Origin of the sequence: Nocardia neocaledoniensis (assembly GCF_003182135.1) — a bacterium.
Classification (GTDB): domain Bacteria; phylum Actinomycetota; class Actinomycetes; order Mycobacteriales; family Mycobacteriaceae; genus Nocardia; species Nocardia neocaledoniensis.
In genome coordinates this window covers 136,525-163,475 of sequence record NZ_QGTL01000010.1, presented here as the reverse complement: position 1 = coordinate 163,475, position 26,951 = coordinate 136,525, and the positions used below count along the sequence as shown (strand labels likewise).

28 protein-coding genes are annotated in these 26,951 nt (G+C 71.2%); 11 read left to right on the top strand and 17 right to left on the bottom strand.

The window, feature by feature from the left end; all coding sequences use genetic code 11:
• Positions 1–88: 88 nt before the first annotated feature.
• Both DFR69_RS24635 and DFR69_RS24630 read left to right on the top strand, forming a co-directional pair.
• Positions 89–427: an LGFP repeat-containing protein gene (locus DFR69_RS24635; protein WP_110039998.1), complete on the top strand. Its 339-nt coding sequence runs from the start codon at positions 89–91 to the stop codon at positions 425–427.
• A 100-nt stretch (positions 428–527) separates the two neighbouring features.
• Positions 528–1,139: a class I SAM-dependent methyltransferase gene (locus DFR69_RS24630; protein WP_110039997.1), complete on the top strand. Its 612-nt coding sequence runs from the start codon at positions 528–530 to the stop codon at positions 1,137–1,139.
• Here the strand turns inward: DFR69_RS24630 and DFR69_RS24625 are convergent.
• From DFR69_RS24625 to DFR69_RS24605, 5 genes are read right to left on the bottom strand one after another with little or no spacing between them, the layout of a single operon-like run.
• Complete coding sequence (locus tag DFR69_RS24625; RefSeq protein WP_110039996.1) at positions 1,082–1,981, bottom strand: STM4011 family radical SAM protein; 900 nt, start codon at positions 1,979–1,981, stop codon at positions 1,082–1,084. The two genes, DFR69_RS24630 and DFR69_RS24625, sit on opposite strands and share 58 nt — an antisense overlap.
• A 3-nt stretch (positions 1,982–1,984) precedes the next feature.
• Complete coding sequence (locus tag DFR69_RS24620) at positions 1,985–3,322, bottom strand: STM4012 family radical SAM protein (RefSeq protein WP_110039995.1); 1,338 nt, start codon at positions 3,320–3,322, stop codon at positions 1,985–1,987.
• The gene (locus tag DFR69_RS24615) at positions 3,319–4,158 is read right to left on the bottom strand and encodes an STM4013/SEN3800 family hydrolase (protein ID WP_110039994.1); all 840 of its coding nucleotides are present in this window, start codon (positions 4,156–4,158) and stop codon (positions 3,319–3,321) included. Before DFR69_RS24615 ends, DFR69_RS24620 begins: the two co-directional genes overlap by 4 nt.
• Complete coding sequence (locus tag DFR69_RS24610; protein WP_110039993.1) at positions 4,155–5,246, bottom strand: STM4014 family protein; 1,092 nt, start codon at positions 5,244–5,246, stop codon at positions 4,155–4,157. Before DFR69_RS24610 ends, DFR69_RS24615 begins: the two co-directional genes overlap by 4 nt.
• 6 nt (positions 5,247–5,252) lie before the next feature.
• Positions 5,253–6,233, bottom strand: coding sequence for an STM4015 family protein (locus DFR69_RS24605; protein WP_110039992.1), 981 nt, complete (start codon positions 6,231–6,233; stop codon positions 5,253–5,255).
• Positions 6,234–6,388: 155 nt separating this feature from the next.
• On the opposite strand from DFR69_RS24605, the gene DFR69_RS24600 reads away from it, so the two are divergent.
• Together DFR69_RS24600 and DFR69_RS24595 are read left to right on the top strand one after the other, a co-directional pair.
• A complete protein-coding gene (locus tag DFR69_RS24600) occupies positions 6,389–6,715 on the top strand; it encodes a hypothetical protein (RefSeq protein ID WP_110039991.1) in 327 nt (108 codons plus the stop codon).
• 20 nt (positions 6,716–6,735) lie between these two features.
• Entirely contained in the window at positions 6,736–7,740 is a 1,005-nt protein-coding gene (locus DFR69_RS24595; RefSeq protein WP_110040099.1) for a DUF6745 domain-containing protein, read from the top strand.
• Positions 7,741–7,744: 4 nt separating this feature from the next.
• Here the strand turns inward: DFR69_RS24595 and DFR69_RS24590 are convergent, their stop codons facing one another.
• Positions 7,745–8,599, bottom strand: coding sequence for an alpha/beta fold hydrolase (locus tag DFR69_RS24590; protein WP_110039990.1), 855 nt, complete (start codon positions 8,597–8,599; stop codon positions 7,745–7,747).
• A gap of 55 nt (positions 8,600–8,654) precedes the next feature.
• Between DFR69_RS24590 and DFR69_RS24585 the strand changes: the two genes are divergently transcribed.
• Positions 8,655–9,260 carry a TetR/AcrR family transcriptional regulator gene (locus DFR69_RS24585; RefSeq protein WP_244198441.1) on the top strand — a complete coding sequence of 202 codons (606 nt, stop codon included), beginning with the start codon at positions 8,655–8,657 and terminating at the stop codon, positions 9,258–9,260.
• A 16-nt stretch (positions 9,261–9,276) separates the two neighbouring features.
• Here DFR69_RS24585 and DFR69_RS24580 read toward each other — a convergent pair whose 3' ends face one another.
• Positions 9,277–10,230 (bottom strand): endonuclease/exonuclease/phosphatase family protein, encoded by a 954-nt coding sequence (locus tag DFR69_RS24580; protein WP_110039989.1) that lies wholly within the window; start codon positions 10,228–10,230, stop codon positions 9,277–9,279.
• Positions 10,231–10,354: 124 nt separating this feature from the next.
• Here DFR69_RS24580 and DFR69_RS24575 point away from each other — a divergent pair, with 124 nt between their 5' ends.
• Both DFR69_RS24575 and DFR69_RS24570 read left to right on the top strand, forming a co-directional pair.
• Entirely contained in the window at positions 10,355–11,713 is a 1,359-nt protein-coding gene (locus DFR69_RS24575) for a M20/M25/M40 family metallo-hydrolase (protein ID WP_110039988.1), read from the top strand.
• Between the two features lie 17 nt (positions 11,714–11,730).
• Positions 11,731–12,258: a YbhB/YbcL family Raf kinase inhibitor-like protein gene (locus tag DFR69_RS24570; RefSeq protein WP_110039987.1), complete on the top strand. Its 528-nt coding sequence runs from the start codon at positions 11,731–11,733 to the stop codon at positions 12,256–12,258.
• A gap of 58 nt (positions 12,259–12,316) precedes the next feature.
• Here DFR69_RS24570 and DFR69_RS24565 read toward each other — a convergent pair whose 3' ends face one another.
• The 3 genes from DFR69_RS24565 to DFR69_RS24555 all read right to left on the bottom strand — a co-directional run bounded on the left by DFR69_RS24565 (position 12,317) and on the right by DFR69_RS24555 (position 16,612).
• A complete protein-coding gene (locus DFR69_RS24565; protein ID WP_110039986.1) occupies positions 12,317–14,143 on the bottom strand; it encodes an AMP-dependent synthetase/ligase in 1,827 nt (608 codons plus the stop codon).
• Positions 14,144–14,275: 132 nt separating this feature from the next.
• Positions 14,276–15,076 carry a GTP cyclohydrolase II gene (locus DFR69_RS24560; protein ID WP_244198440.1) on the bottom strand — a complete coding sequence of 267 codons (801 nt, stop codon included), beginning with the start codon at positions 15,074–15,076 and terminating at the stop codon, positions 14,276–14,278.
• Positions 15,077–15,112: 36 nt separating this feature from the next.
• The gene (locus DFR69_RS24555) at positions 15,113–16,612 is read right to left on the bottom strand and encodes a PfkB family carbohydrate kinase (RefSeq protein ID WP_167456389.1); all 1,500 of its coding nucleotides are present in this window, start codon (positions 16,610–16,612) and stop codon (positions 15,113–15,115) included.
• A gap of 278 nt (positions 16,613–16,890) precedes the next feature.
• Here DFR69_RS24555 and DFR69_RS24550 point away from each other — a divergent pair, with 278 nt between their 5' ends.
• Positions 16,891–17,280, top strand: a complete 390-nt coding sequence (locus DFR69_RS24550; RefSeq protein WP_146229415.1) for a hypothetical protein — start codon at positions 16,891–16,893, stop codon at positions 17,278–17,280.
• A 4-nt stretch (positions 17,281–17,284) separates the two neighbouring features.
• Here DFR69_RS24550 and DFR69_RS24545 read toward each other — a convergent pair whose 3' ends face one another.
• Genes DFR69_RS24545 through DFR69_RS24535 form a run of 3 tightly spaced genes read right to left on the bottom strand, consistent with a single transcriptional unit; the run spans position 17,285 to position 19,637 of the window.
• Positions 17,285–18,364, bottom strand: a complete 1,080-nt coding sequence (locus tag DFR69_RS24545) for a quinone-dependent dihydroorotate dehydrogenase (protein WP_110039983.1) — start codon at positions 18,362–18,364, stop codon at positions 17,285–17,287.
• An 8-nt stretch (positions 18,365–18,372) separates the two neighbouring features.
• A complete protein-coding gene (locus DFR69_RS24540) occupies positions 18,373–18,627 on the bottom strand; it encodes a DUF5703 family protein (protein WP_110039982.1) in 255 nt (84 codons plus the stop codon).
• Positions 18,627–19,637, bottom strand: a complete 1,011-nt coding sequence (locus tag DFR69_RS24535) for a YncE family protein (RefSeq protein WP_110039981.1) — start codon at positions 19,635–19,637, stop codon at positions 18,627–18,629. The genes DFR69_RS24540 and DFR69_RS24535 overlap by 1 nt, the downstream gene beginning before the upstream one ends.
• A gap of 162 nt (positions 19,638–19,799) precedes the next feature.
• Here DFR69_RS24535 and DFR69_RS24530 point away from each other — a divergent pair, with 162 nt between their 5' ends.
• From DFR69_RS24530 to DFR69_RS24520, 3 genes are read left to right on the top strand one after another with little or no spacing between them, the layout of a single operon-like run.
• Entirely contained in the window at positions 19,800–20,156 is a 357-nt protein-coding gene (locus DFR69_RS24530; RefSeq protein WP_110039980.1) for a hypothetical protein, read from the top strand.
• 6 nt (positions 20,157–20,162) lie between these two features.
• Positions 20,163–20,699, top strand: a complete 537-nt coding sequence (locus tag DFR69_RS24525) for a WKL family lipoprotein (RefSeq protein WP_244198439.1) — start codon at positions 20,163–20,165, stop codon at positions 20,697–20,699.
• Positions 20,700–20,701: 2 nt separating this feature from the next.
• Positions 20,702–22,798 carry an MMPL family transporter gene (locus DFR69_RS24520; RefSeq protein WP_110040096.1) on the top strand — a complete coding sequence of 699 codons (2,097 nt, stop codon included), beginning with the start codon at positions 20,702–20,704 and terminating at the stop codon, positions 22,796–22,798.
• Positions 22,799–22,838: 40 nt separating this feature from the next.
• Here the strand turns inward: DFR69_RS24520 and DFR69_RS24515 are convergent, their stop codons facing one another.
• The 4 genes from DFR69_RS24515 to DFR69_RS24500 are packed head-to-tail and all read right to left on the bottom strand — an operon-like array spanning position 22,839 to position 26,846.
• Positions 22,839–23,723 (bottom strand): heme ABC transporter ATP-binding protein, encoded by an 885-nt coding sequence (locus DFR69_RS24515; RefSeq protein WP_110039978.1) that lies wholly within the window; start codon positions 23,721–23,723, stop codon positions 22,839–22,841.
• Positions 23,720–24,841, bottom strand: coding sequence for a FecCD family ABC transporter permease (locus DFR69_RS24510; protein WP_110039977.1), 1,122 nt, complete (start codon positions 24,839–24,841; stop codon positions 23,720–23,722). The genes DFR69_RS24515 and DFR69_RS24510 overlap by 4 nt, the downstream gene beginning before the upstream one ends.
• Positions 24,838–25,851: a heme/hemin ABC transporter substrate-binding protein gene (locus tag DFR69_RS24505; protein WP_110039976.1), complete on the bottom strand. Its 1,014-nt coding sequence runs from the start codon at positions 25,849–25,851 to the stop codon at positions 24,838–24,840. Before DFR69_RS24505 ends, DFR69_RS24510 begins: the two co-directional genes overlap by 4 nt.
• A 17-nt stretch (positions 25,852–25,868) precedes the next feature.
• A complete protein-coding gene (locus DFR69_RS24500) occupies positions 25,869–26,846 on the bottom strand; it encodes an aldo/keto reductase (RefSeq protein WP_110039975.1) in 978 nt (325 codons plus the stop codon).
• Positions 26,847–26,951: the final 105 nt, after the last annotated feature.

The window sequence follows — 26,951 nt, the reverse complement described above, 5'->3', positions numbered from 1 at the left end:
CCGCGCGTCGTCGCCCGAGCCGAGCAAACCTGCGGTAACTTCGCCGCTGCTTTGCCCATCGTTATCTGTGTGAAAGGAATTGCTGGAAATGGCATTCGAAGTCAACGGAGCAATCGGCGACCACTACAACGAAGCCGGTGGCGCGTCGAGCCCGCTGGGACAGCCGACCTCGGATGAGCTGGACGCCCCGAACGGGGGCAAGTACCAGGAGTTCACCGGCGGCGTCATCTACTTCAAGCTCCCGACCGGTGCCAAGACCGTGTACGGCGCGATCCGTCAGGCCTGGGAGGCCGAGGGCGGCGCGGGTGGCCGTCTGGGCTACCCGACCTCCGACGAGCAGGACATCGAGGGCGGCAAGATCAGCCACTTCGAGAACGGGTCGATCAGCTACTCGATCGCCGACGACGCGGTGACGATCAACGCCTGATCCCGCCGTGCTGCCCCGGTGGGCGCCGATTCCGAACGGGGTCGGCGCCCACCGTCGTATTCCCGCCGCACGCGCGCGTCCACAGGGGCATGATCGAGGGATGGGCTTCTACACCGACCGGATCCTGCCCCACCTCACCGACAAGGTGTGCGGCGTCGCCGCGAACGACACGCTGCGCAGGCGCGCCTGCGCCGGGCTGCACGGCGCCGTCGTCGAGGTGGGATTCGGGTCGGGGAACAACGTCGGCTTCTATCCGGCCGAGGTCGAGCGGGTCAGCGGTGTCGAACCCGCCGACGTCGCCTGGAAGATCGGCGCGAAAAGGATTGCGGCAAGCACGGTTCCGATCGAACGTGCCGGGCTGGACGGGCAGTCGCTGCCGTTCGGGGACGGCACCTTCGACACCGCCCTGTCGACGTTCACGCTCTGCACCATCCCCGACGTGGCGGCCGCGCTGGCCGAGATCCGCCGGGTGCTGAAACCGGGCGGCACACTGCACTTCGTGGAGCACGGACTGGCCCCCGACGCCTCGGTGCGGACCTGGCAGCACCGGCTGAATCCGATCCAAAAGCGTATCGCCGGCGGCTGCCACCTCGACCGTGACATCCCGGCGCTGATCAGCGGCGCGGGTTTCGAGACCGTCGAACTCGACCGGTTCTACCTGGCCGGCGCGCCCAAGGCGTTCGGGGCCCTGTCGCTGGGTGTCGCCCGCTGAGCCGTCGCGGGGATGCGTTCGAGGACGCCACCGGCGAACACGTCGTACAGCGGCAGCGTCTCGAGGTGGACGTAGCCGATGTGGCAATCGCAGACGCCCAGCGGACACGCGCGCGGTGTCAGCGCGGCGCGGTAGGTCCCGTCGTAGAGGTTGCCCAGCGGTGTGCGGACGAAGTGGCAGCGCCGGACGGTGCCCTCGCCGTCCACGGAGATGACCGAAGAGCCTGTGCGACAGGGAGATCCGGCCGAACGGTGCGGGTGACGGCTGAACGGGAACAGCGCGTCGATCGCGGTCCACTCGGCCGCGGCCTCGTCGGTGTAGGTGTGGCCCTCGGCCGCGTTCACCCACAGGTAGACGTGCTCGGGCAGATCGGCGCGCAGCCTGCGGGCGTGCTCGAGGTGTTCGGGGAGCCCGACGATGCCGACGCTGAAGCGGATCCCTGCCCCGGCCAGCCGGTGGGTCTTGTCGAGGAACCGCGCATACGGGGTTTGACCGGGGTGGTAGGTGCACCACAGGGCGAGCGTGTCGGGGTCGGCCTCGGCGGTCCACGCGATGCGCCCGCTCAGGTTGGTCTGGATGGCGACTCGCTCGATGTGCGGCTGCCGCGACAGCTCGACCAGCGCGTCGCGGTACCAGGAACGCACCAGCCCCTCGCCCCACGGCGTGAACAACACGGAGAGCCGGTCGCCGCGCTGGGCCAGCGCCCACGCGGTGAACCGGTGCAGCGCGGCACGATCCGCGCGCAGCTGCGCGGTGGAGTCGCGGCGCTTGGCGAACGGGCAGTACGGACAGTCGTAGTCGCAGGAGGCCAGCGGTCCCCGGTAGAGAATCGTCAGGTCCACGGCTCACCGCAGCTCGTAGGCGGCCATGGCGGCGCGCACGGCGGGGGAGAAGAAGTCGGGGCCGATCGCGTCGGAGTAGGCCAGTCCCCGCTCCGACAGGCGCAGTGTCTCCGCGTCGGTGTCGGCGAGCCAGCCGCGGTCGGCGAGGGCGTGCAGTTCGGGGCCGAAGTCGTCCCACGGGTCGGTGCCGAAGCGTGTGCGGTAGTCGGCCACCGCCAGCCCCTGGGCCTGGAGCAGTGATTGCAGCAGGTGCCTGCGGGCGGCTTCGTCGCCGTCGATCACCCGGCCGTGCAGCGCGGAACCGAAATCGGTGGTCGCGACGTAGGTGTCGATGATGCCGCGGACCGCGCGCATGTCGACGGCGTAGTCGAAGGAGTAGTGCAGCGTGCGGGTGTAGGAGCGGGCACCGCACCCCAGGCCGATCATGCCGTCGGTCTGGCAGGCGTAGTCGTCGGGGCCCTGCGGTGGGGCGTCGGCGCGCCGGAACATCCGCATCGACACCTGCTCGTAGCCGTTGGCCATCAGATGATCGCGGCCCTCGGCATAGCGGGCGAGCCGCTCGCTGTCCCATTCCTGTTCGGCGACAGCGGGATCGGCGTGCCGCGCCAGCCCGGTCAGTGGCCGCACATAGAGCGGGTAGAGGTAGATTTCCTCGGGCCGCCAGGCCAGCGCCGCGTCCAGGGACACCCGCCAGCTCGCGGCGGTCTGCCCGTCGATGCCGTAGATGAGGTCGATATTGAGGACCGGGATCGCGGTGGCGCGGATCCGGCCCAGCGCCGCCTCGACGTCGGCGCGGCGCTGCGGGCGCACCGCGGCGCGGGCTTCGGCCTCGACAAAGCTCTGCACGCCCAGGCTCAACCGGGTCGCGCCGCGCTCGGCGAGGACGGCGAGCCGGTCGCTGGTCGCGGTGGGTGGCGACGCCTCCACCGACAGCGGGATCGCGCGCAGATCCGCGCCCATCACGTTCTCGGCGATATCGCAGAGCCTGGTGAGTTCATCGGCGTCGAGGTAGGTGGGGGTGCCACCACCGAAGGCCGCGGTGGCGAAGCGGACGGGTTCGGCGTCGCCGAGCCCGTCACGGACCGCGCCGGCCTGGCGGGTGAGGGCGTCGAGATAGCGGGTGGTGAGCTCGTCGGGCGCGCCGACCCGGGTGAACAGATTGCAGAAGCCGCAGCGCACCTCGCAGAACGGGATGTGCAGATACAGCGACAGCGCCGACCGGGGTTCCCCCGCCCACACCCGCGACAGCGCGGGCCGCTCCGGCAGCGGACGATAGGCCGTTTTGTGCGGGTAGGCGTAGACGTAGTTCTGATAGGGGCGGGGCAGGACGGCGCTGATCATGACGGCTCCAGGAAGAAGTGGCTGTAGGGCACCGTCCAGACGGACTCGTGCCCGATCCGGTGGCCGGTGTAGCCGTCCTCCCCGTACGCGGTGCCGTGGTCGGAACACACGATCGCGAAGCATCGGCCACGCGCGCGCATCGCCTCGAAGAGCCGGCCGATGTGCGCGTCGATGTATTCCAGTGCGGCCGCGTGGGTTTCGCGGGTGTCACCCGCCTCGCGGGTCGCGCCGGGCAGGTGGAACCAGTTCGGCTGGTGCAGGGCCGAGGCGTTGAGGAACAGGAACACCCGGCGCCCGGCGGGCACCGCGGCGACCGCGCGCCGCGCACACGCCACCTGCGCTTCGAACGAGGTCGGCGAGACCACGGAGAACTCGGGGGCCCAATGACTTTCGGTGAACAGATCGGGCAGCACGCTGCCCAGCGCGCCCTGCTTGTTGAAGAACCCGACGCCCCCGACACAGATGGTGTGATACCCGCGGCCGCCGAGCGCGGAGACGAGCTCGGGTTCCTCGAAGACGAAGGTGCCCTCGGCGGTGGTCTCGCTGCCCGCGAAACGCGCGGCGAACAGGCGAGGATGCGGGCCGGGCGCGGCCGGGGTGGGCAGGAAGCCGGCGAACATCGCCTGATGGGAGGCATAGGTGAAGCTGCCCGGCGCGTGTCGCCGCTGCCAGCGGCCGCCCGGCAGATACGCCGACAGGGTGGGCAGGCGCCCGGCCGCGGCCAGTTCGGTCGCGACGTCGTAGCGCAAGGTGTCGAGGGTGAGCAGCAGCAGGTCGTCGCGGCCGACGACCTCGGTCATGTCCGGCTGGGCGAGCACGGGTTCGGTGGTGATCATCGCGATCCGATCGGGACGGGGGCGGGTGTGCCGGTGACGAAACCGGGCGCCGCGGCGAGCTGGGTGGCATAGGTGTCGAGCCCTTCGCCGGGCGTGCCGGGCAGACCGGTCAGTCCCGGCAGCAGGTCACCGAACGCGTTGACCTCGCCCACGGTGAACCGGCGCCACCCCAGACCGGGCAGCAGGTCCACCCCGACGCACAGCGTTGCGGGAAAGCACGCGGCGGCGCGCTCACAGATCCGCATCGCCTCGTCCCAGGCTGTGCCCGCCGCAGCCATGACCTCGGTGAGATCGCCGCGCGCGCCACCCAGGTGCAGATTGGTCAGCGGCCCGCGACTGGTGCGGACCACGGCGTGGGTGGCGCGGCCCGCGACTACCACGACCCGCAGATCGGCGCTGCGGCCCGCCGTGGTGGCCTTGGGAAGCCAGCGTTCCAGGTGCAGACCGTCCGGGGCGAGCCGGTCGACGATGGCCGCGATCTCGCGCTCGTCGCGATACCGGCGTACCCGCAGCGAATTGTGCAAGGCGCCGCCGGCACCGCGTTCCACCGACGTCGTCGCCTGCCAGCGGCCCGCCGCGGTCGACTCGATCGCGAGGACACCCGAGGCCGACGACCCGTGCGCGAGTTTGACGAACACCCTGGCCATCCCGGCCGCCCGCATCTGATCCCGCACATCGGACCAGCCACGGATCGGGGCGGTCACCGGCGAAGGCGGCACCGGCACTCCGGCCGCGCGCAGCCGCCCATGGCAGCGCCGCTTGTCGAACGACACCGCCAGCTCAGCCGGATCGTCGAGACGGATTCCGCCGCGCAGTGTGCCGACCGCGGCCAGGAAGTTCGTGTACCAGCGCACCGAACCCTCCACGCGGGTCGGCTCGGCCACCCCGCGCAGGAGCCTGTCGACCGCCGGGTTCTCACCCGGGGAGTCCAGGCGCACGATCTCGTCGTCCGCGAGATCGTGACCGCCGTCGGCGAGCACCGACTGCCATGCCACGATCCGCGGCGCCGGGAGCCCCGCCGCGCGGGCCGCGTCGGTGAACAGCCGGACCCGCCGGTTCTCGGCGTTGCCGACCACCACCCAGCGCACGTCAGCTCACTCGCCGACCGAGACGAATCGCCACACCGAGCCGTCGTCGTCCTCGTCGGACTCGGCGTCGTCGGTATCGAGGTTCACGCGCACACCGGCGGGGGTGAGCGCGTCGGTGAGGCGGGCGCCGATCTCGGGGCTGACGTAGTTGTAGTGCAGGTCCAGCGCGGTCAGGTGGGTCAGCGGCTGGCCGCCGAGCAGGGCCGCGGCGCCGTCGTCGGTGAGCACTCCCATCGACAGGTCGAGTTCGCTCAGCCGCGCCACCACCGGCGCCGAGGCGACCGCGGCGCACACCGCGTCCTGGATCTCGCTGTTGCGCAGGGCGAGCCGACGCAAGCTCGGCAGCCGGTCACCGGTCAGGATCGGGGCGAGATCGGCGATGTCGGCATCGCCGCCGTATTCGGAAGTGCCCAGCCACAATTCGAGGTCGTGCAGCGCGGGCAGGTCGCTGGCCGCGATGCCGCGTACGACCGTGGCGGGCAGCCCGCCCGCCTGCACGGTCAGGGTGCGCAGGTGCTCGTGGCGGATGGCGGGGAACTCCAGGCTCTCGCCGCCGCGCACACCGAGCACTTCGAGCGCGGGGAACGCGTCGAGCAGCCGGGTGACCTCACCCTGATGGATCCAGGAGATCTCGCATTCCTCGCCGATGATGTCGCCGACGAACAGGGCGCGCAGTGCCGGGAATCGTTCGCGGGCGGCCACGATCGCGTCGATGACGTCGTCGGGGCGATTGTCGTAGGCGTCGGCCCAGGAGCCGACGATGATCGCCCGCACCCGTTCGGGCTCCACCGCGGCGAGGAAGCGGGCGAAGGCGTCGGGCCAGGTCTCCTCGGGCTCATAGGATTCGACGCCGATCCGCCATGCCACCGCCTCGGCCGCGGGCAGCTGACGCACGACGTCCTCCCACACCGCCGTGTCCTTCTCCAGATCCGGGAACGTGTAGGCGGGCAGTCCGCCCCACCCGCGCAGATGTTCTCCGATGGACATGTGTGTTCCCGCCCCTTCTGGCGTAGTGACCCCGTGTGACTGCAGTGTTTCTACCAAGGGGCACCGACATTCCGCGCGCTGGGCGTGGTTGTCGGTGGCCGTCGCTACCGTCCTCGCCATCGGTCCGGGGATGTGGGCCGCGACGGGAGGAAATCATGTATCGACAAGGCGATGTGCTGATCGTGCCGCTGGCCGAGCACGCCGTCCCCGCCACAGCGCGCACGGCGACGGGGGAGCGGCGCGACGGCCGGGGCAGACTCGTCCTGGCGCTCGGGGAGGTGACCGGGCACGCGCACGCGATTCCGGGGCCGGGCAAGCTCGTTCGCGAGTCCAGCACGGTCGGCCCGATGCTGCTGCACCTGCCCGAAGGCGGGCGGGTGGTGCACGAGGAACACGCGCCGATCGGGCTGCCGAAGGGGTGGTACCGGGTTGTGCGGCAGCGTGAGTACGTGCCCGGTTCGGTGCGGGTGGTGGCGGACTGATGACAGCGCCGGAGACGACGATGACGAACACGACCTGGCGGGCGGTCGCGACCGCGACCGGCGCCGGTGACAGGGCCCGCGCGGAAGCCGGTGTGCGCCTGGCCTATACGCGCGCAGGCCTGCCCGAACCCGCACAGATCCGGTGGGCGCCCTCGCCCCTGGCCGCGGTGCGGATGCTGGCCGACGGGCTGGACACCGGCGCCCCGGTCCGCGAAGCCGTCCGCAGCGCACCGTGGGCCGCCGAACGGGCCCGGTTGCACACCGCCCTCGGCGCCACCGGATACAGCGCGCACTGGCAGGCGAGCGGCGCCGAACTGTGGGAACTCACCGGCACCGTCGTCGAGCGCATCCGCGCCGGCGTGGTCGACGCCGCGGCCGCGGGTGATCGCCGGGCGGAGCGGCGGATTCGGGCGCTGCTGCTCGACGCCGTCCTCGGACAGCACGAGGCGGCGTGGCTCAGCGCCTACGACACCGCGCCCGGCGCCGTGCTCGACGGCGTGGCCGCCGTGGCCGCGGAGGCGGGCTGGTGGTGGCCCTACGAGAAGGTGGCGGTGATCTCGGAGCGGCCGCGGGAACTGCATCGCGACGAGGCGGGCCGGCTCGACCGCGGTGACGGTCCCGCCTTGCGTTACGCCGACGATTTCGCCCTGTACGCCTGGCGCGGCATGCCGGTGCCCGCCGAATTCCTCGCCACCCTCACCGCGTTGACCCCGCAGCGGATCCGCGAGGAGGACAACGCCGAACTGCGCCGGGTCATGCTCGAGCACTACGGCTACGACCGCTACCTCGCCGAATCCGGTGCCGAGCCCGTGCATCGCGACGAGACCGGCATCCTGTGGCGGATCGCGCTCGTCGGGGACGAGGACGTGGTGATGGTCGAGGTCGTGAATTCCACCCCGGAACCCGACGGGACCAGCCGCACCTACTGGCTGCGGGTACCACCCAGCACCAGAACCGCGCGTGAGGGCGTCGCCTGGACCTTCGGGATCGCCGCCGACGCCTACGAACCGCTCGCGCAGACCTGAGCGTTCAGCGGTCGGCGGGGTGGGCCGCGGTGGTGGTGAGGAAGTCGGTCATGGCGTCGGCGACGGCGGCGGGTTGGTCGAGCATCGACAACACGTAGGCGTCGTCGATCTCGACCAGGCGGGCTCGGGGCATGAGCGCGGCCAGGCGGCGGCCGTGCTCACGCGGCATCACCTTGCCCGCCGAGGACCACAGGATCAGCGCCTCGCCCGGGAACCGCCGTAGCGCTTCGGTATTCGCGATCAGTTCGGGGCGTTCGAAGCCGGAACGGAAGTAGGCGAGCAGGTCGGCGCGCAGGGCCGGATCGCGCAGACCGGGCTCGGTCCAGCCGTGCACGAGAGCGTCGGGGAGCGGGTACTTGGCCATCCAGCCGAACATCAATGGATTCGCACGCAGCCAGCGGATGCGGAGCTGGCGCTGGGCGATGGCGACACCTCCCGGCAGGTAGGCGGCCACGGTCGCGGTCTTGCCGGGCAGGCCGGGCGGGAAGTTGTCGAACGCCTCGCACGGGAAGACGATCATCCGTCCGACCCGCTCGTCGAGGCCGTAGGCGGTCAGGAACAGCGCGCCGCCCCAATCGGAATGCACGAGCGTCACCGTGCGCAGATCGAGCGCGGCGAGGACATCGGCGATGAGCTGGTTCAGGCCCCGCATGCTCAAATCGGTGCCGGGGCGCAGCGGTTCGGGATGACCACCGAAGGGCAGATCGAGCCGGAGGTAGCGAAACCCCTCGGGCAGCAGGGGCAGGACCCGGTCCCAGACCGTGTGGTTCATCAGGGGGCCGTGCAGGAACACGACCAGCGGGCCGTCGCCGTGCTCGGTGTAGTGGATGCGGCCCGCGGGCACGTCGACGGTGGGCATGACGACCTCCAGAATTAGAGCGTACGCTCTAGCGCGTTTGCTCTAGTCTGGAACGGTGAGCGAGAAGATGTCAACGGCCACCCGGGAACGCCTGGTCGTCGCGGTCGCCGAGCTGATGCGCACGCAGGGCTACAGCGCGATCACGGTCAAACAGATCACCGCGGCCGCCCAGGCGCCGATGGGATCGCTCTACCACCACTTCCCCCACGGCAAGGCGCAGATCGCCGCCGAGGCGCTGCGCGGTTCGGGCGCCGCCTACATCCAGTTGCTGCCGCTGCTGATGGACCCGCACCAGGACCTGCGCGTCGCCGTCCCCGCCGCCTTCGACGACGCCGCGCGCACGATGGCGGAATCGGGATGGATGAACATGTGCCCCGTCGGCACCGTCGCGGGCGAGATCGCCGACAGCGAGCCCGCCCTGCGCGCGGTGGCCGCCGAAGTCGTCACGGACTGGATCGACAAGGGGACGGCGTACTTCGCCGGCCGCGGGCTCACCGAAGCCGACGCCCGTGACCTGGTGCTCGGTGTGCTCAGCGCGCTGGAGGGGGCGTTCGTGCTGGCCCGCACGCTGCGTTCGGCCGAACCGCTGCACGCGGCGGGTAGGACACTGGCGGCGCGCGTCGAGCAACTGCTGGCCGCGAGCACCGCCGTGGAGTCCTGACCCGGAGGGCCGGTCGCTATCGGCGCGGCACGACGATGCGCGCCACCAGCGCTCGATGGTCGGCGCCGGGCAGGTCGACGGTGTCCACCGCGACGGCACGCGCGTCCGCGAGCAGGATGTGGTCGATGCCCACCAGCGGTGGCACCCGCTTGTCGGTCGGATAGGTCACCAGATGGCCCGCTCCGGCCTGCGCGGCGGCGTCGGCGAAACGTCCGGAGGCGAGTACGCGGAAACGGGCGTGGTCATAGGTGGCGTTGAAGTCACCGCCCACGATCACCGGACGATCCACCGGTGCCCGGCGCAGCACGGCGTCGAGGCGGGACAGCTCGTCGGCCCAGACTCCGGTGTCGTAGACCGGCGGGACCGGATGCAAGGCGTAGACGGAGACCGGCCCGACCTCCGGCACCGCGGCGGTGGCCGAGATCTGGTTGAGGACGTACCCGTCGTATTCGACGGTGTCCGACAAGGGGAATCGGCTCCAGATCCCCGTCCCGCTCGCCGTCTGGCCGGGCGCCAGGTACCGGTGGGGCAGCAGCTCGTCGAGACCGGCGGCCTCGAGATCGGTGACCGCCGTCCGGGTCAGCTCGTTGACGGTCAGGACCGCGACCTCCCGCGCCCGCACCGCGTCGACGAGCGCGGCGGGATCGGCGCCGTCGAACAGCAGATTCGCCTGCATCACCGTCAGCGCGGGACCGTCGCCGCCCCCGTCCGCGACATACAGCGGTGCCTGCGTCGCGACCCCGACGGCCACCACCACCGCCGCGACCCCGCTCACCACCCACTGCCTGCTCGCCGCGAAACCCACCGCGCCGACGAGCGCGCCGCCCAGCAGATACGGCACGGCCGAAGCGGCCAGCACCACGGGCTCGGCCGTCCACTCCGTGTAGTGCAGGGCGACACCCGCCGCGCCTGCCAGCGTCGCCGCGGCGGACAGTACGACGGCGCCGACCCGGACGACCTGCGATCTCATCGGACCAGCCAAACACGCGACCGGCCCGGGCGCGAATTGCGCTCACCCTGCGCCGTACCCGCCACCAGCGGCGCGACCGGGGACAGGGCGCGGCGACCGGGCCCGGGGTGGTAGGAAAGGGGACGTGTCGGCATCTGAGAGTTCTGGGTCCCACGGTCGCTCCCGCGCGGTGGACGAGGTGGTGGAGCTGGTCAGCGCGCTGATCCGGTTCGACACCTCCAACACCGGCGAACTGGCCACCACCAAAGGCGAACGGGAGTGCGCGGAATGGGTGGCCGCGCAGCTGCGCGAAGTCGGCTACGAGACCGAGTACGTCGAATCCGGCGCGCCCGGTCGCGGCAATGTCTTCGCGCGATTGAAAGGCGCCGATTCGAGCCGTGGCGCGCTGATGATCCACGGGCACCTCGACGTCGTGCCCGCCGAGGCGGCCGACTGGAGTGTGCACCCGTTCTCCGGCGCGGTCCGCGACGGGTACGTGTGGGGCCGCGGCGCGATCGACATGAAGGACATGGTCGGCATGACGCTGGCACTGGCCCGCCAGTTCAAGGCCGAGGGGACCGTGCCGCCCCGCGACCTGGTGTTCGCCTTCCTCGCCGACGAGGAGAACGGCGGCCGCTGGGGCTCGCAGTGGCTGGTCGAGCACCGGCCCGACCTGTTCGACGGTGTCACCGAGGCCGTCGGCGAGGTCGGCGGTTTCTCGCTGACCGTGCCGCGCCCCGACGGCACCGAACGCAGGCTCTACCTGGTGGAGACCGCCGAGAAGGGGCTGGGCTGGATGCGGTTGCGGGCCAAGGCGCGCGCGGGTCACGGCTCGTTCCTGCACGAGGACAACGCCGTCACCATCCTGGCCGAGGCGGTCGCCCGGCTCGGCAAACACACCTTCCCGGTGGTGCTGTCGGACTCGGTCGCCGAATTCCTCACCGCCGTGAGCGAGGAGAGCGGGCTGCAGTTCGACCCGCACGGCCCCGACATCGAAGGCCAGCTGGCCAAGCTGGGCACCATCTCCCGCATCATCGGCGCCACCCTGCGCGACACCGCCAACCCGACCATGCTGCAGGCCGGCTACAAGGCCAACGTCATCCCGCAGACCGCCGAGGCCGTCGTGGACTGCCGGGTGGTGCCGGGCAGGCAGGCTGCGTTCGAACGCGAGGTCGACGAACTCATCGGCCCCGACGTCGAACGCGAATGGATCACCAAGCTCGACTCCTACGAGACCACCTTCGACGGCCACCTCGTCGACGCCATGAACGACGCGGTGCTGGCCCACGACCCCCGCGGGCGCACCGTGCCCTACATGCTCTCCGGCGGCACCGACGCGAAAGCGTTCGCGCGGTTGGGCATTCGCTGCTTCGGCTTCGCGCCGCTGCAGCTGCCGCCGGAACTGGACTTCACCGCCCTGTTCCACGGGGTGGACGAGCGGGTGCCGGTCGAGTCGCTGGAATTCGGCACCCGGGTACTGGAACACTTCCTCCTGCACAGCTGAGACGAATCGGAGAAACCATGAGCTACAACCCGTATGACGCACTGCCGCAGGTTCCGTCGTTCACCCTCACCTCCGCCGACATCACCGACGGTCAGCCGCTGGGCAACGATCAGGTGTCGGGTGTGTTCGGCGCGGGCGGCAAGGACATCTCGCCGCAGCTGAGCTGGTCGGGCTTCCCGGAGGGGACCCAGAGCTTCGCGGTCACCGTCTACGACCCGGATGCCCCGACCGCGTCGGGCTTCTGGCACTGGGCCGTCGCCAACATCCCCGCCTCGGTCACCTCGCTCGACTCCGGCGCGGGCAGCGCGGGCGGTCAGCTGCCCATCGGCGCCGTGTCGCTGCGCAACGACGGCGGCTTCCCCGGCTTCGTGGGCGCGGCGCCGCCGAACGGCCATGGCCCGCACCGGTATTTCGTCGTGGTGCACGCCGTCGACGTGGCCGTGCTCGAGGTCGGGCCGGACGCCTCGCCCGCCTTCCTCGGCTTCAACCTGTTCTCGCACACGCTCGGCCGCGCCACCCTGATCGGCACCTACGAGCAGCACTGAGCTCGAACGACGGTGGCCCCCGGAGACGAATCTCCGGGGGCCACCGTCGTTGTCGGGCCTATTTCACGTTGACGACGTGCTCGGGCGGCGTCGCGGCGTAGAGCTGCTCGATGTCGGCGGCGTACTTCTTCGCGATCGGGCTGCGCTTGAGCGACATCTTCGGGGTCAGCTCGTCACCGCCCGGCTCCCACAGCGTCTCCACGATGACGAAACGCTTGATCTGCTCCACCCGGGAGAGCTTGCGGTTGCCCGCGGCGACCGCGGCCTTGACCTCCTCGACGATCTCGGCGCGGCGCGCGAGCTCGGCGTGGGTGGCGTCGGTGGCGCCGAATTCCTTGGCGCGCAAGGCGGCCACGTCGGGATCGAGCATGATCAGCGCGGTGATGTAGGGGCGGGCGTCGCCGATCGCCACGGCCTGACCGATCATCGAGGACGCGGCCTTCATCGCGTTCTCGATGTTGGACGGGGCGATGTTCTTGCCCGCCTCGCTGATGATCAGTTCCTTCTTCCGGTCGACGATGCGCAGGTAGCCGTCGGCGTCGAGGGTGCCGATGTCGCCGGTGTGCAGCCAGCCCGCGTCGTCGATGGCCTCGGCGGTCTTGTCGGGCATGTTGCGGTAGCCGGGGGTGACGATCGGGCCGCGGATGAGCACCTCGCCGTCGGCGTCGAGCCGCAGTTCGACACCGTCCATGACGCGCCCGACCGAGCCGGGGCGCGGCTTGTCGATCTCGGTGAAGGTGCCGACACCGGTGGTCTCGGACATGCCCCACACCTCGCTGACCGCGAAACCGAGGCCGAGGAAGTACTCCAGGGTCTCCGCGGGCACCGGGGCCGCGCCGGACGCGGCGACCTTGAGCTCGGCGAACCCGAGCGCTTCGCGCAGCTTCGACAGCACGAGCGCGTCGGCGGCCTTGTGCTGCACGGTGAGCAGCAGCGAGGAACCCTCGCCCGACAGCTTCGCCTTGGCCTGGGCCACGCCGACGCCGATCGCCCAGTTGGCCAGCGCCTTCTTCACCGGCGACGGCTCGACCGCGAGCTTGTTCTCGATGCCGGCCTTGATCTTCTGCCACACCCGGGGCACACCGAAGAACACGGTGGGCTTGGCGTCGGGCAGCGCGGCGGCGATCTCGCGCGGGTCGGTGACGGTGGTGATCTGGATGCCGGTCAGCAGGCTCATCGCGTGCGCGGAGATGCGGTCGGCCACGTGCGCGGCGGGCAGGTACGACACGGCGCGATCGTCGAAACCGACCGGCAGCGGACCGGAGACCAGGCCGACGACCTGCGCGATCACATTGCTCTGGGTGAGCTCGACACCCTTGGACGGGCCGGTGGTGCCCGAGGTGTAGATCAGCGTGGCCAGGTCGGTGGGCTGCACGGCCTGCCAGGCGGCGTCGAAATCGAAGTCGGGCGCCGGGTCGGCTTCCAGCTCGGCCAAGCCGATGGTGCCCTCGGCGCTGCCGTCGACGAGCACGGTGTGCTCGACCTCGCCGCCCGCCTCGCGGATGACGTCGAGGAACGCCTGCTCGGTGACCACGACCTTGTTGCCCGCGTTGCCGAACACGTGCGCGATCTGCTCGGCGGAGCTGGTGTTGTACACCGAGAACGGGGTGGCGCCCAGGTGCAGGGCGGCGGTGTCGATGAGGTTGAACTCGGGCCGGTTGGTGAGCATGATGCCCACCGCGTCGCCGTGGCCGACACCGAGTTTCGCCAGGCCTGCCGCCAGTGCCCGCACCCGGGTCGCGTACTCGGCCCAGGTGATCTCCTGGGTGCCGCCGACCGTGCGCAAGGCGATCTGGTCGGGCCGCAACGCGGCGGTCTGCTGGAAGGCGGCGGGCACGGTGTGCACCGTGACGCCGGAAGCGTGCGCGAAACCGATGTCTGTCATATCCCTGTTCCCGATAGGCCGTGCCGGATGCCGAGCCAATGCGAGTGAATCTGTCTCATCGTCTCGAGCTGTGGGCGTCGAGAGTGGCGCGGCTCACTTATCGTAACCGGACATACGGGATTGTGGCGTGGGTTACCGACGACGGCCGAACAGCCACCGCCTGCGGGTTCGCGGGCGTTCCTCGGCGACAGGCTCGGCGCGCGCGGTGTATTCGGGCGCCCACGGGCCGACATCGCGCGGGATCATGTGCCCGCGCCGGCGCACCTTGGCGTCGAGGTAGCGCTGCCCGCGCTCGGTGCTCAGCCGCACCGCCAGCGGCAGCACCTCGACCTCGATCCCGGCCTCGGCCAGTGCCTGGAGCTTGTCCGGATTGTTGGTGAGCAACCGCAGCCGATGCACGCCGATGTCCAGCAGCGCCTTGGCGACCGGTTCGTAGCGGCGCGCGTCGGGGTCGAGCCCGAGCTTGGCGTAGCTGTCGAAGGTGTCGAGGTCGTAGCGTTCGCTGGTGCGATAGCCGATGGCCTTGAGAACCAGCCCGGCACCGCGACCCTCCTGTTCGAGGTAGGCCAGCACGCCCGCGCCCTCGGCCTGGATCAGGTCCATCGACAGGGCCAGCTCGGGACCGCAATCGCAGTCGTCGGAGCCGAGGGCGTCGCCGTAGAGACAGCGCGAATGCACGCGGACCAGGGGCGCGGGACCGAGGTCGCCGAAGACCAGCAGGTAGCCGCCGTTGTCGGGGTCCTCGATCGGGTGCACCCGCACGCGCAGCTGGGCGCCACGGCGGCTGAACTGGTGCTCCGGTTGCAGATCGTCCGCGCCGAGTCCGGGCGCCACGCTGGGCGGGACCGGGATGGCGTCGATGATCGTCAAGCGCTCCTCCGAGACGGTGTCGGCATCGGGAATCCGCTGCGTGGACGGGGTGGGGCAGGGCAACGGCGCGACTCTACTCCGGCTGTGTCGTCGCGCACATCAACCGGGGGTCACGCCGGTGTTACGGGTGCCGCCCGCACCGGGGGCGTAGAGCTGCACGATCCGGTCCACCTCGGCGACATCGGGGAATCCGGCCGAGACCGCGCCCAGCTTCTGGGTGGGGATCATCGCCGCGGTCGCCCACCGGAAATCGGCGGCGGTGAGCGAATCCTCGGACCGGGCGACGCGGTGGGCGAGGGCGGCGGCGAAGGCCGCGGCCGCGCCGACCGCGGCCTTGAGCACGCGCGGGAAGTGGTCGATCACGATGTCGTCGTGGTCGGAGTACACCGTGCAGCCGAAGTTGTCGACGGCGCACACCACCGAGACGCCGAGCCCGCGTAGCCTGCGCGCGGTGTCGGCGGGGGAGTCGGTGTCGACCTCGGGCAGCAGCGCGTCGAGTTCGACGGAGCTGCCCACCAGGTAGTCGACGACGTCCAGATACAGGTACAGCCCTTGGGGGACAGCGATACTCGGGGCCGCGCAGACGATCACCTGGGGGCGCTCGGGCAGATCACGCAGGAACGCGAGCACGCCCTCGATGATCGGCGCGGGCTGTTCGAAGGTGAGTACCACGACGTCGGAGCCGGCCAGCGCGGCACGGACGTCGGGGCGGTCGAAATCCTCGTCGAGCAGCTGCACGCGCGCGTCGCGGCAGGCGATCAGGCGCACCTCGCCGCTGTGGTTCATGACCACCGCCGTGACCAGCGTGGCCGCGGCGGGAACGACCTTCACCAGGTCGCGGCCGACGCCGAATTCGTCGAGCAGGCCGAGGATCTTGGCGCCGTTCTCGTCGTCACCGACGGCGGCGATCAACCGCACGTCGAGGCCGAGCAGGGCGGCGGCGACCGCGCGGTTGAGGCCCTTGCCACCGGGCTGGCCCGCGAAGGAACCGTCGACGGGGGCGTTGCGGCCGGGGAAGGTGTCGACCCGGTACAGGTGGTCGATGACGGCGTCGCCGATCACGGTCACCGTGCGGCCGGTGGGCAGTGCCGGGCGCGGGGTCTCGCTGGGGCGCGCCGGGGTGGTGACCGGGTCGGTGAGCAGTCCGGCCAGTGCGGTGAGTGCACCGCGTTCGGCCGTGGTGCGCAGGCGTTTGACCGTCGGCGCGGCGGTGGTGGTGGGCGCGCCGATCGCGGCGTGCAGCGCGTCCCAGGACTGGGCCAGGTATTCCCGGCGCGCGCCGAGATTGGCCGCGTAGAGCTGATCGACGTCGACGGTGTCCGGCGACAGCTCGCGCAGCAGGCCCAGCGCCAGGGTGGTGTCGGCGATCAGCCGGTCGCTGGGTGGCAATTGCCGGGCGGTCTCGCGCAGCACCGGCAGCACGGCTTCCTCCCTGGAGATGCCCGAACGCCGTGCGTGGTCGCCGACGATCGGCAGGTCGAGGATCGGGTCGGCGCCGATCTCGGTGTGGCGCAGGCGTTCCGCGCTGAGGCCGGAGAACTTCCCCAGCCGCGCGAGGATGCCGCGTACCACGTCGGTTCGTGCGTCCTGCGGAATCATCGGCACGCCTTCGGCCCTCCAGGTCGGGACTTCGGTGGTTTATGCGCTCGCTTCGCTGGCAATTATCAATCTACAACGGCAATTGACCATCCCGAAGGGCAAATGCCACACTGGAACGGGGGACATCGCCCACCAGGCAACGAGTTTCACCGGCCCTACCGGCAGGAACTCAGGTGCGATTCGGCGCCGCCGACGCACACGCCGCACCCGCCACGCGCGCGTCCGGCACCCAGGAACACCGGAGCCGCCAGCTCCCCTTCGTGGAATCGGAGCTTCCGATGACCATTCACATCACCCCGGACGACATGCGCAGCACCCACAGCCCCGAATACGCGGAACGGGTGAGCGCCGACCCCGAGACCTGGCGCCTGAGCTGGCTGCCCGAACGCAAGCTCAACCGGGACCAGGCCTACGCGGGCATGGAACTCGACGAACTGATCAGCGACCTGACCGCTGCCCACGACCGACTCACCCACGCCCAGATCAACGCGCTCGCCGACACCATCGGCATCGTCTGGGAGCAGGCGATCATCCGCCTCTACAAGCGGATGCTCGAACGATTCGACACCGACGACGCCGAGGAGGGCGCACCACGCCCGCCGCTGACCAAACCGCGGACCACCCAGCTGTTCGGGCACGGCGGCACGCGGCGCGTCAACTACGGATAGCCCCTCAGGCCGAGCGCGTGCGGTGCTCCGCGCCGACCGCCTCGGCCAGGGAGGCGAAGCCCTCCGCGCGCAGGCGGGCGGCGATGCCGCGGTGGATGCGCGTGGTCCAGAACAGGCCACCGTAGATGAAGCCGGTGTAGCCCTGCAGCAAGGTGGCGCCGGCCAGAATGCGGGCCCAGGCCTGCTCGGGGGTCTCGATACCGCCGACCGAGATCAGCACGACCCGGTCGCCCACCCGCGCGTAGAGCCGGCGCAGGACCTCGAGGGAGCGCTCGGCCACGGGCGCACCGGACAGGCCACCGGCGCCCATCGCCTCGACCTCGGCGGCCGGGGTGTTCAGCCCGTCGCGGCGGATGGTGGTGTTGGTGGCGACGATGCCGGCCAGGCCCAGTTCGACGGCGAGGTCGGCGACCGCGTCGATGTCCTCGTCGGACAGGTCCGGGGCGATCTTCACCAGCACCGGCACCGAGACGCTGTCGAGCACGGCCTGCAGGATCGGGCGCAGGGATTCCACCGCCTGCAGATCGCGCAGGCCGGGGGTGTTGGGGGAGGACACGTTGACGACGACGAAGTCGGCGAGCGGGCCGAGCAGCCGGGCGCTGGTGGCGTAGTCGTCGGCGGCGTGCTCGGGCTCGGTGACCTTGGTCTTGCCGATGTTCGCGCCGATCGGCACGCTCGGGTGCGCGCCGTGCAGGCGGGCGGCGGCCGCGGCCGCGCCGTGGTTGTTGAAGCCCATGCGGTTGATCAGGCCGTGGTCGGCGGGCAGCCGGAACAGGCGCGGCGCGGGGTTACCCGGCTGGGCGTGCGCGGTGACGGTCCCGATCTCGGCGAAACCGAAACCGAGCGAACCCCAGGTGTTCGCGCCGTCGGCGTTCTTGTCGAACCCGGCGGCCAGGCCGAGCGGGGCGGGGAACTCGACGCCGAAGGCGGAGGTGGCCAGGATCGGGTCCTCGACCACGGTCAGCTTGCGCACCAGCCAGCGCGTCGGCGGGAACCAGGTGGCGAAGCGCAGGGCGCCGAAGACCAGGTGGTGCACCCGCTCCGGGGGCACCAGGAACATCAGGCGTAGTAACAGGGCGTACATGGGTCGGCTCACACTCCGGGTTCGGGCACAGGAAGGACGGCACTCTTGCGGCGGCGCAACAACACCCGGCGGCTGCCGTCGGTGTAGGCGCGCACCCGCGACAACTCCCAGCCACCGAACTCGGCCTGAATGGCCAGCCGCATCGAGGCGGTGACCCGGGTGACCTCGGGTGGCAGCCGCAGTGGCACGTATTCGTAGTCGTCGTTGCTGGTCTCCCAGCTCGGCGGGACCGCCGAGCGAGACCCGCGAGGCTTGGCCGCCATCACTGCCCCTTCCTCCGCTCCTGCGCGCCGATGCGCTGCAGGCCCTCGCCCGCGGCCGAGGCCACGAACAGGTCACCGGTGCGTTCGTCGACGGTCACCGCGTCGGGCTGGCGCACGGTGGGGAACCGTCCCACCTCCACACCGATGCCGGTCGACAGGTCGAAACCGACCACCTCGTTGCTCTGCGTGCAGGTCACCCAGACCGTGTTCGACCGCTGGTCGTAGGCGAGCGCGTAAGGCGACGATGATACCGGGAACCGCTGACGCAGCACGAGCGGGCCGGCCGTGTAGACCAGCAGTTCACCGCCCGCCGTGTCGGCGACCAGCACCCGGCCCTCGCTGTCGGCGATGGCGTTGGTGGCGCCGTCACCCGCGCGCAGCATCAGGCCCAGCGCGTCGTCACCGAGGCCGACGACCGCGGTCTGTTTGCGATCGAGGACGGTGATGTCGTCGCCGGTCAGAGCGAGCGCGTCGGCGGAGACCAGGCCGCTGACGGTGCGGACGACGCTGCCGTCGGCGCGCAGTTCGCGGACGGTGCCGTCGGCGGTGCCGACCACGAGAGTGCCGTCGCTGCGAGTTTGCACGGTGTGCACGTCACCGTCGACGGCGATCTCGGCGACCGCGCCGGTGACGGCTTCGACCCGCAGCACCCGGCCCGGCGCGGCGACGAGGATCTCACCCGCGCCGCCCTGCGCCAGCGCGGCGCCCGGCGCGGGCAGGGTGACGGTGCGCGCGCTCTCGGGCGCGGCCGGATCGATCAGGGTGAGCGCGGTGCCCGCGGTGTCGAGCGCGGCGACACGCCCGGACCCACGTTCGGCCAGCAGCGCTTTCGTCGCGGCGAGCGGGACGACGCGGCCGGTGGGCGCCGTCGTGGTGGCGGGGGAGGCCGCGGCGGTGGCGGGCTCGCGGGTCGGCACGTCGGGACCGCCGTCCCCACCGCCACATCCGGTCAGCATCACCAGTGCCGCCGCGCCGAACAACGCTGAGGCGACCGAGCCGCGAGGGCGCATGCACCGTACTCCTAATCTCACGAGGTGACCGCTGATCACCATCTGACCATGATGACTCACCGGTAGCTTCGACCGGGTGGCGCGCGTCGGGCCTGTCGGTGACGCAGGTTACTGTTGACGTGTCGACAATCGAACGCCCGTCCACGGCAGGAGATCACCACGATGACCGACCGGACAGCAGCGGGTTTCGGCATCGATGACCTCTCCGTCGGCCCCTTCGCCCACGGATTCGGCACGACCGACGAGGGCAACGCCTTCAGCTTCCGCACCCACCGCGCCACCCTCACCCTGCAGATCTACCGCGCCGACCTGGGCGAGGACGTGCCCGGCGCCGACGACGTGGTCGCCGTCGCGCGCGCTCAGGTCACCGACATCGACCTCGGCGACGAACGCAGCGTCGCCGCCTTCGTGCGCGACCTGATCCCCACCGCGGTGCCCGTCGTGCCGGCCGCCGGGCGCGACGCCACGGCGGTCCGGTCCCTCTTGGGCCGGATCAGTTCCGTCATTGATGGTATGTAGATGGTGATGTCTTCCACACTTTTCGCCAGGGCCGCCGCGGCCGCCGCCTGCCTCACGGCCCTCGTCGTCCTCACCGCCGCGTGCGGCGGGGGAACCGACGAGGCCTCGGTCGACGCCGCACGGTCCTCGGCCAACGCCTCCCTGTCCGCCTCCATCGCGACGTCGTCGAGCAAGGCCAACGCGCCGCTGCCCACCGCCGCCGAACTCGACGCGCAGATCAAGCGCGCACTCGACCCGAACCTGCCCGATGTCGAACGCACCGACCTCATCGAGGACGGTGCCGCGTTCAAGGACGCCATCCCGGACATGTACAAGGCGCTGCGCGACAACCCGCACGCGGTCTACGGCGTCGTCGACCCGGTGTTCGACAATCGCGACGGCACCCTGACCGCCACGATGCGCCTGGACAAGGACGGCTCGGGCACCAATGTCCGCACCACCATCGTGCATTTCGTGCTGCTCGACGGGAAGTGGAAGATCTCGCGCACCGACCTGTGCGGCATCCTGCGCTCGGCCGACTACCGCACCGCCGCCTGCGGCTGACCATGCGGGAATCGCGTTCGATGCGGTGGGGCCGATTCGTCCACCGGCACCGCTTCCTGGTGCTCGGCCTGTTCATCCTCACGGTGCTGATCTCGGGGTGGTTCGGCCGTGACCTGGCGGGCCGCTACACCCAGGAGGGGTGGTTCGACGAGTCCAGCGAGTCGGTGGCGGCCTCGAAACTGGCCGACGAGACCTTCGGCCGCGACACCGACGGCGACCTGATCGTCATCTACACCGCCCCGCCGGGCGCCACCGTCGACGATCCCGCGGTGCGCGGACCCGTCGTGGCCGCGTTGAACGACCTGCGTGCCCGCTACGGCGAGCACATCCACAAGATCGACAGCTACTGGGACAGCCCGTTCTCGGCGAACGCCTCCGACCCGAGCAAGCAGCACGCTTTCGCCAGCATCGGGCTGGCCGGTGGCGGCGGGACGGCGACCGTCAACAACTACCTCGCCCTGAAACCGCACCTGAACGCCGAGGTGCCCGGCGGTGGACCCGGCGGGACCACGGTGCAGCTGGCGGGCCTGCAGCCGGTGGTGGAGGGCATCAACATCGGCATGCAGCACGACATCCGGCGCGCGGAGATCATCGCGTTGCCGATCGTGGCGATCCTGCTGTACTTCGTGTTCGGCGGGGTGATCGGCGCGCTGCTGCCGGTGCTGATCGGCGGGCTCACCGTGCTCGGGACCTCCGGCATCCTGCGGGTGCTCACCGACCACATCGAGGTCAACGTGTTCGCCAGCGCGGTGATGACGCTGGTCAGCCTCGGCTTGGCGATCGACTACGGACTGTTCACGGTCACCAGGTTCCGGGAGGAACTCGCCGCGGGCCGCAGCGTCGAGGACGCGACGGCCCGCACCGTCGCCACGGCGGGCCGCACGGTGCTGTTCTCGGCGGCGATCATCGCGCTGAGCCTGGGCGCGCTGTTCATCTTCCCCAACGGCGTGCTGCGCTCGGTGCCCTACGGCGGCATCTCGGCGGTGATGCTGGCCGCGCTGCTGTCGGTGACCGCGTTGCCCGCGGCATTGAGCATCGCGGGGCGGCGCATCGACTGGCTCGGCTGGAAACGCTTCTCCCGCAGCAAGACCGAGGACGAGATCGACGCCGGCTTCTTCTCCCGGCTCGCGCAGTGGTCGATGCGGCGGCCGTGGGCGGTGGTGGTGCCCATCGTGCTTGCCCTGCTGGCCCTGAGTATCCCGTTGCGCCACATCGAGTTCGGCGGCATCAGCGAGAAATACCTGGCGCAGGACAACCCGGCCCGCGTGGCGCAGGAGGACTTCGACCGGCTCTTCCCCGGATTCCGCACCGAACCGGTGAAGCTGATCGTGGTGGGCGCCTCCCCGCAGCAGCTCGGCGACATCCGCTACGAGGCCAATCAGATCCCCGGCCTGACCGGACGGTTCGAGCCCGCGTCACCGACGAAGAACGACATGAACGTCCTCTCGGCGGGGCTGGCCGACAAGCGCGACGCCGACGCGGTGATCGGGGCGTTGCGCGCGTTGCCGGAACCGCCGGGGGTGCAGGTGATGGTCGCGGGAATCCCCGCGCTGGAACGCGACAGCATCAACGGCCTCATCGAAGGACTCCCGCTGCTGTTGCTGATCCTCATGGTGGCGGCGATGGCGATGATGGTGATCGCGTTCCGGTCGGTGATCCTGGCGGTGAAGGCCGTCGCCATGAGCGCGCTGAGCCTGGTGTCGACGCTGGGCGTGCTGACCTGGATCTTCGTGGAGGGGCACGGGTCCGGGGTCTTCCACTTCACGCCGGGACCGCTGATGTTCGCGGTGGTGGCGCTGATCGTCACGGTGATCTTCGGGTTGTCCACCGACTACGAGGTGTTCCTGCTCTCGCGGATCGCGGAGAAACGCGCCGCGGGCGCCGACGCCACCGAATCGATCCGGTACGGCGTCGCCCACACGGGCAGCGTGATCACCTCGGCCGCCGCGATTCTCATCGTCGTCACCGGCGCGTTCGGGTTCTCGGATCTGGTGCTGATGAAATACATCGCCTACGGCATGATCGTGGCGCTGCTCATCGACGCCACGATCATCCGCATGGTCCTCACCCCGGCCCTGCTCAAGATCATCTGGCGGTGACCACGCCGCCCGCGCGAGGTCGTGGGCGGCTGGCCCGTGCTCACCGTGCGCGGTCGACCGGGCCGCGTTCGGGCAGGACGAGTTGGGCGCCGGTGGCCGGGTGGTCGAAGACGTCGACCGGGTGGCGGTAGATATCGGTGAGCAGGTCGCGGGTGAGAACCTCGCGCGGCGGACCGTCGGCGGCGACACGGCCGTCGGCGAGGACCGTGACGCGGTCGGCGTAGGCGGCCGCGACGCCGAGGTCGTGGACGACGACCACGACTGCGGCACCCTCGGCGGCGCGGGCGGCGGCCAGGCGCAGGACGGCTTCCTGGTGGCCCAGATCCAGGGCCGCGGTCGGCTCGTCCAGGAGCAGGGTGGCGGTGTCCTGGGCCAGAACCCTGGCCAGGGCCACCCGGGCGCGCTCGCCACCCGACAGCGACGGGAACACTCGGCCCGCGAGGTGGCCGACGTCGGTCGCGGCGAGCGAGGCGGCGATGAGCTCCTCGTCGCGGTCGGCGGCGGGGGTGCGCAGCCACGGTGCGCGGCCCATCGCGACGACTTCCCGTGCGGTGAACGGGAATCCGACCGCGTGCGCCTGCGGAAGCACGGCGCGTCTGCGCGCCATCTCGCCGTGGGTCCAGTGGGTGAGGGCGTGGCCCTCGAGTTCCACCGTGCCGCTGCTCGGGGTGAGTTCGCCGGCCAGGGCCGCGAGCAGACTCGATTTGCCCGCGCCGTTGGGTCCGACCAGGGCGACGATCTCGCCCGCCGCCACCTCGAAGTCGACCTTCTCCAGCACCGTGCGGTGCCCTCGCTCGATGGTGAGCTCGCGTGCGCGCAGGGTGACGGCGCCGCGTGCGGGACGGGCGGGCAGGTCGGCGGGCCTGGCGAACAGGCCGCGCAGCGACCACCTGCCGGTGGGCGCGGTTTCGCGCAGGTCGGTCATCCCCAGCCTCCCGCCTTGGCCCTCGTGCGGCGCAGCAGCCAGAAGAAGAACGGGCCGCCGATGAGCGAGGTCAGCATGCCCAGGGGCAGGTCGGCGTTGTGCACGAGGGTGCGTGCCAGCACGTCGGCGCCGAGCAGTACCACCGACCCGAGGACGGCGCTCAGCGGCACCAGCACCCGATGGCCCGGGCCGACGAGCATGCGCACCACGTGCGGCACGATCAGGCCGACGAACAGGATGATGCCGCTGAAGGCCACGCCCGCCGCGGTCAGCACCGCGACGATCACGATCACCTGCCTGCGCAGCCGTTCCACGTCGACGCCGAGGTGGCGGGCCGCGGAATCACCGAGCGCCAGCAGATCGAGACGGCCGGCGATGACGACCGCGGCGGCGACACCGATCGCGGCCAGCGTCGCGACCACCCCGACCGCCGACCAGGTCGCCCCGTTGAGACTGCCGAGCTGCCAGAACACGATCTGATCGCGTGCGGCCGGCGTGGCGACGAACAACAGCAGCGCGATCAGGCCGCCCGCGAACGCGTTGATCGCCACCCCGGTCAGGATCAGGGTGACGACCTCGGTGCGGCCGCCCGAGCGCGACAGCAGATAGACCAGCGCGGTGGTGATCAGTCCGGCGGCGAACGCGGCCGCGGCCACCGACCACGACGCCACGAAGGCGCCGCCGATCACGATGACGGTGCCCGCGCCGACCGCGGCACCCGCCGACACCCCGATCACACCGGGCTCGGCCAGCGGATTGGCGAACACGCCCTGCAGCAACGCACCCGCTGTCGCCAGTGCCGCACCGACGAGGATCGCCAGCAGAACGCGCGGGAAACGCACCTCCCACAGCGTCACCTCGCCGGCGGGATGGGCCGGCATGGGACCGAGATCCAGGCCGATCCGGTGCGCGAGGCTGCCGAGTACCTCGGCGGCCGTGGTCGGCACCTGCCCGAGCACGGCCGACACCACAGCCAGCGCAACCAGGGCGAGCACGGCGACAGCGGAGACCACGCCGACCCGGGTCCAGCGGTGCCGCGGCGACGGCAGCGGATCGGGCGTCGCGTCGTCGATGCGCGGCGCGGTCGAGGGCTTCGTCAGATCCGGTGTCTCGCTCATGCGGGCTTGCCGTAGACGGCCTCCGACAGTGCCGAGATGACGCGTCCGGTGTTGGGGCCGAAGCTCAGCAGCACCGCGTCGGCCATGTCGACGACCCGCTTGCCGCGCCCGGCCGGTGTCTGGGCGATGCCGGGGATCTTCACCAGGCCGTCGACGCCGCCGACCGACTTCAAACCGTCGGACATCACCAGCACCACGTCCGGGGCAGCCGCGATCATGGCCTCGCTGGTGATGGCGGTGAACGGTTCGCTCATGCCGGCCGCGGTGCCCGCGTCGACGCCGCCGATCGCGGTGATCAGCGAATCGGCGCCCGATCCCGGACCCGCGATCATGGTGATCGCGGTGCTGCGCAGGTACAGGAAGGCGATCTTGGGCGCGGGGTCCTGTTTCGGGACGCGCGCGGTGGCGGCGGCGATCTCGTCGCGGGTGCGCTGCCCGAGTTGCTTGCCCGCGTCGGGCACACCGAGCGCGTCGGCGACCGCTTCGATCTGCGGCACGACACCGTCCATGGTGCGGTCCGGATCGAAGTAGACGACGTTGACGCCCGCGGCGCGCAGTTGGTCGCGCACCGCGGGGGCGGCGCTGGTGGTGTCGGTGAGGAACACCGACGGCCGCAGCGCCAGCACCGCCTCGACGCTCAGCGCGCCGTTGCCGCCCGCGACGTTCGGCACATCGGCCACGGCGGGGAACGAGGCGGAGGTGCTGCGGCCGACCAGGTTCGCGCCGAGCCCGAGGGCGTAGACGGTCTGAGCGAGGGTGCCGTAGCGGTCCACGGCGATGATGCGGGACGCGTCGGTGACGGTGACGTCGGTGCCGTCGAACGACTTCGCGGTGGCGGGCAGGCGGGGAGTGGGCGGCGGGCCGATCGGGACGGGGTCCAGGTCGGCCAGCTGTGCGGTCGCCGGGCCACCCGAACCGGCAGTCGATGCAGGGTTGCTCGTCGTGCACGCGACGGTGCCGAGGAGCACCGTCGCCGCGATCACCGTCGTCAGCACACCGCGCAGTCTCATGCAGGTAAGGCTAGCCATCATTCGGAACGGGCGCTCACGTCGTCCAGGGCCGCCGCGATCGCGCGCGGCAACTCGAGGGTCTCCGCGGCGAGCACGCCGGTGAGCTGACCGATGTCGCGCGCGCCCACGATCATGCTCGCGATACCGGGCCGGTCCCGGATCCAGGCCAGCGCCACCGCCAGCGGCGAGGTGCCGAGCCCGTCTGCCGCGGTGACCAGGGCGTCGACCACCCGCACCGCCCGATCGTCGTCGAGCCTGCGGCGGATCTCCGCGGCCGTCGCCTCGTCGGCGCCCCGGGAGTCGGCGGGCACGCCGTCGCGGTATTTGCCGGTGAGGATGCCGCCCGCCAGCGGCGCCGACGCGATCACCCCGACCCCGTGATGCCGCGCGGCCGGGATCACCTCGGCTTCGGTGCCACCCGCCAGCAGCGAGTACGGCGTCTGCGCCGCCGTCACCGGCGCGATCGCCGCGAGACTGGCCAGCTGCCACGCCGAGAATCCGCGCACGCCCGCGTACCTGGTGCGACCGGAGCGGATCGCGGTGTCCAGGGTCGCCGCCACCTCGTCGAGCGGGGTGTAGGGGTCCCAGGCCGCGATGCTCCAGATGTCGAGATGATCGGTGCCCAGTTCGCGCAGCGTCTGGTCGAGCTGGGCCAGCAGGGTGCGCCGCGACGCGTCCACGACCGGGCCGGTCGCCGCGGGCGCGGGGACCGTGTCGCCGACGCCGGCGCCGGGACCGTGCCAGACCACCCCGGCACTGCCGCTGAGCACCAGCTCGTCGCGCGAGACCAGATCGCCGAGCAGGTCGGCCATGATCCGCTGCGCCTTGCCGTCGCCGTAGACGGGGGAGAGGTCGACGAGCGTGCCACCGGCCTCGGTGAACGCCGCCAACTGCACCGCGGCCTCGTCGGCGTCGGTATGTGTCCCCCAGGTGTGGGTGGCCAAGCCGATGCGCGACACCCGCAGGCCGCTGCGCCCCACCGTTCGCTGTTCCATCACCGCGCCCGTGTTTTCGTCACGGCGCCCAGCCTAATGGGCGCACCGGCGGGTTCTCCGCCGACGACCCGCCGACGGCGCGAAGGTGCGGTGGACGGGTAGGGT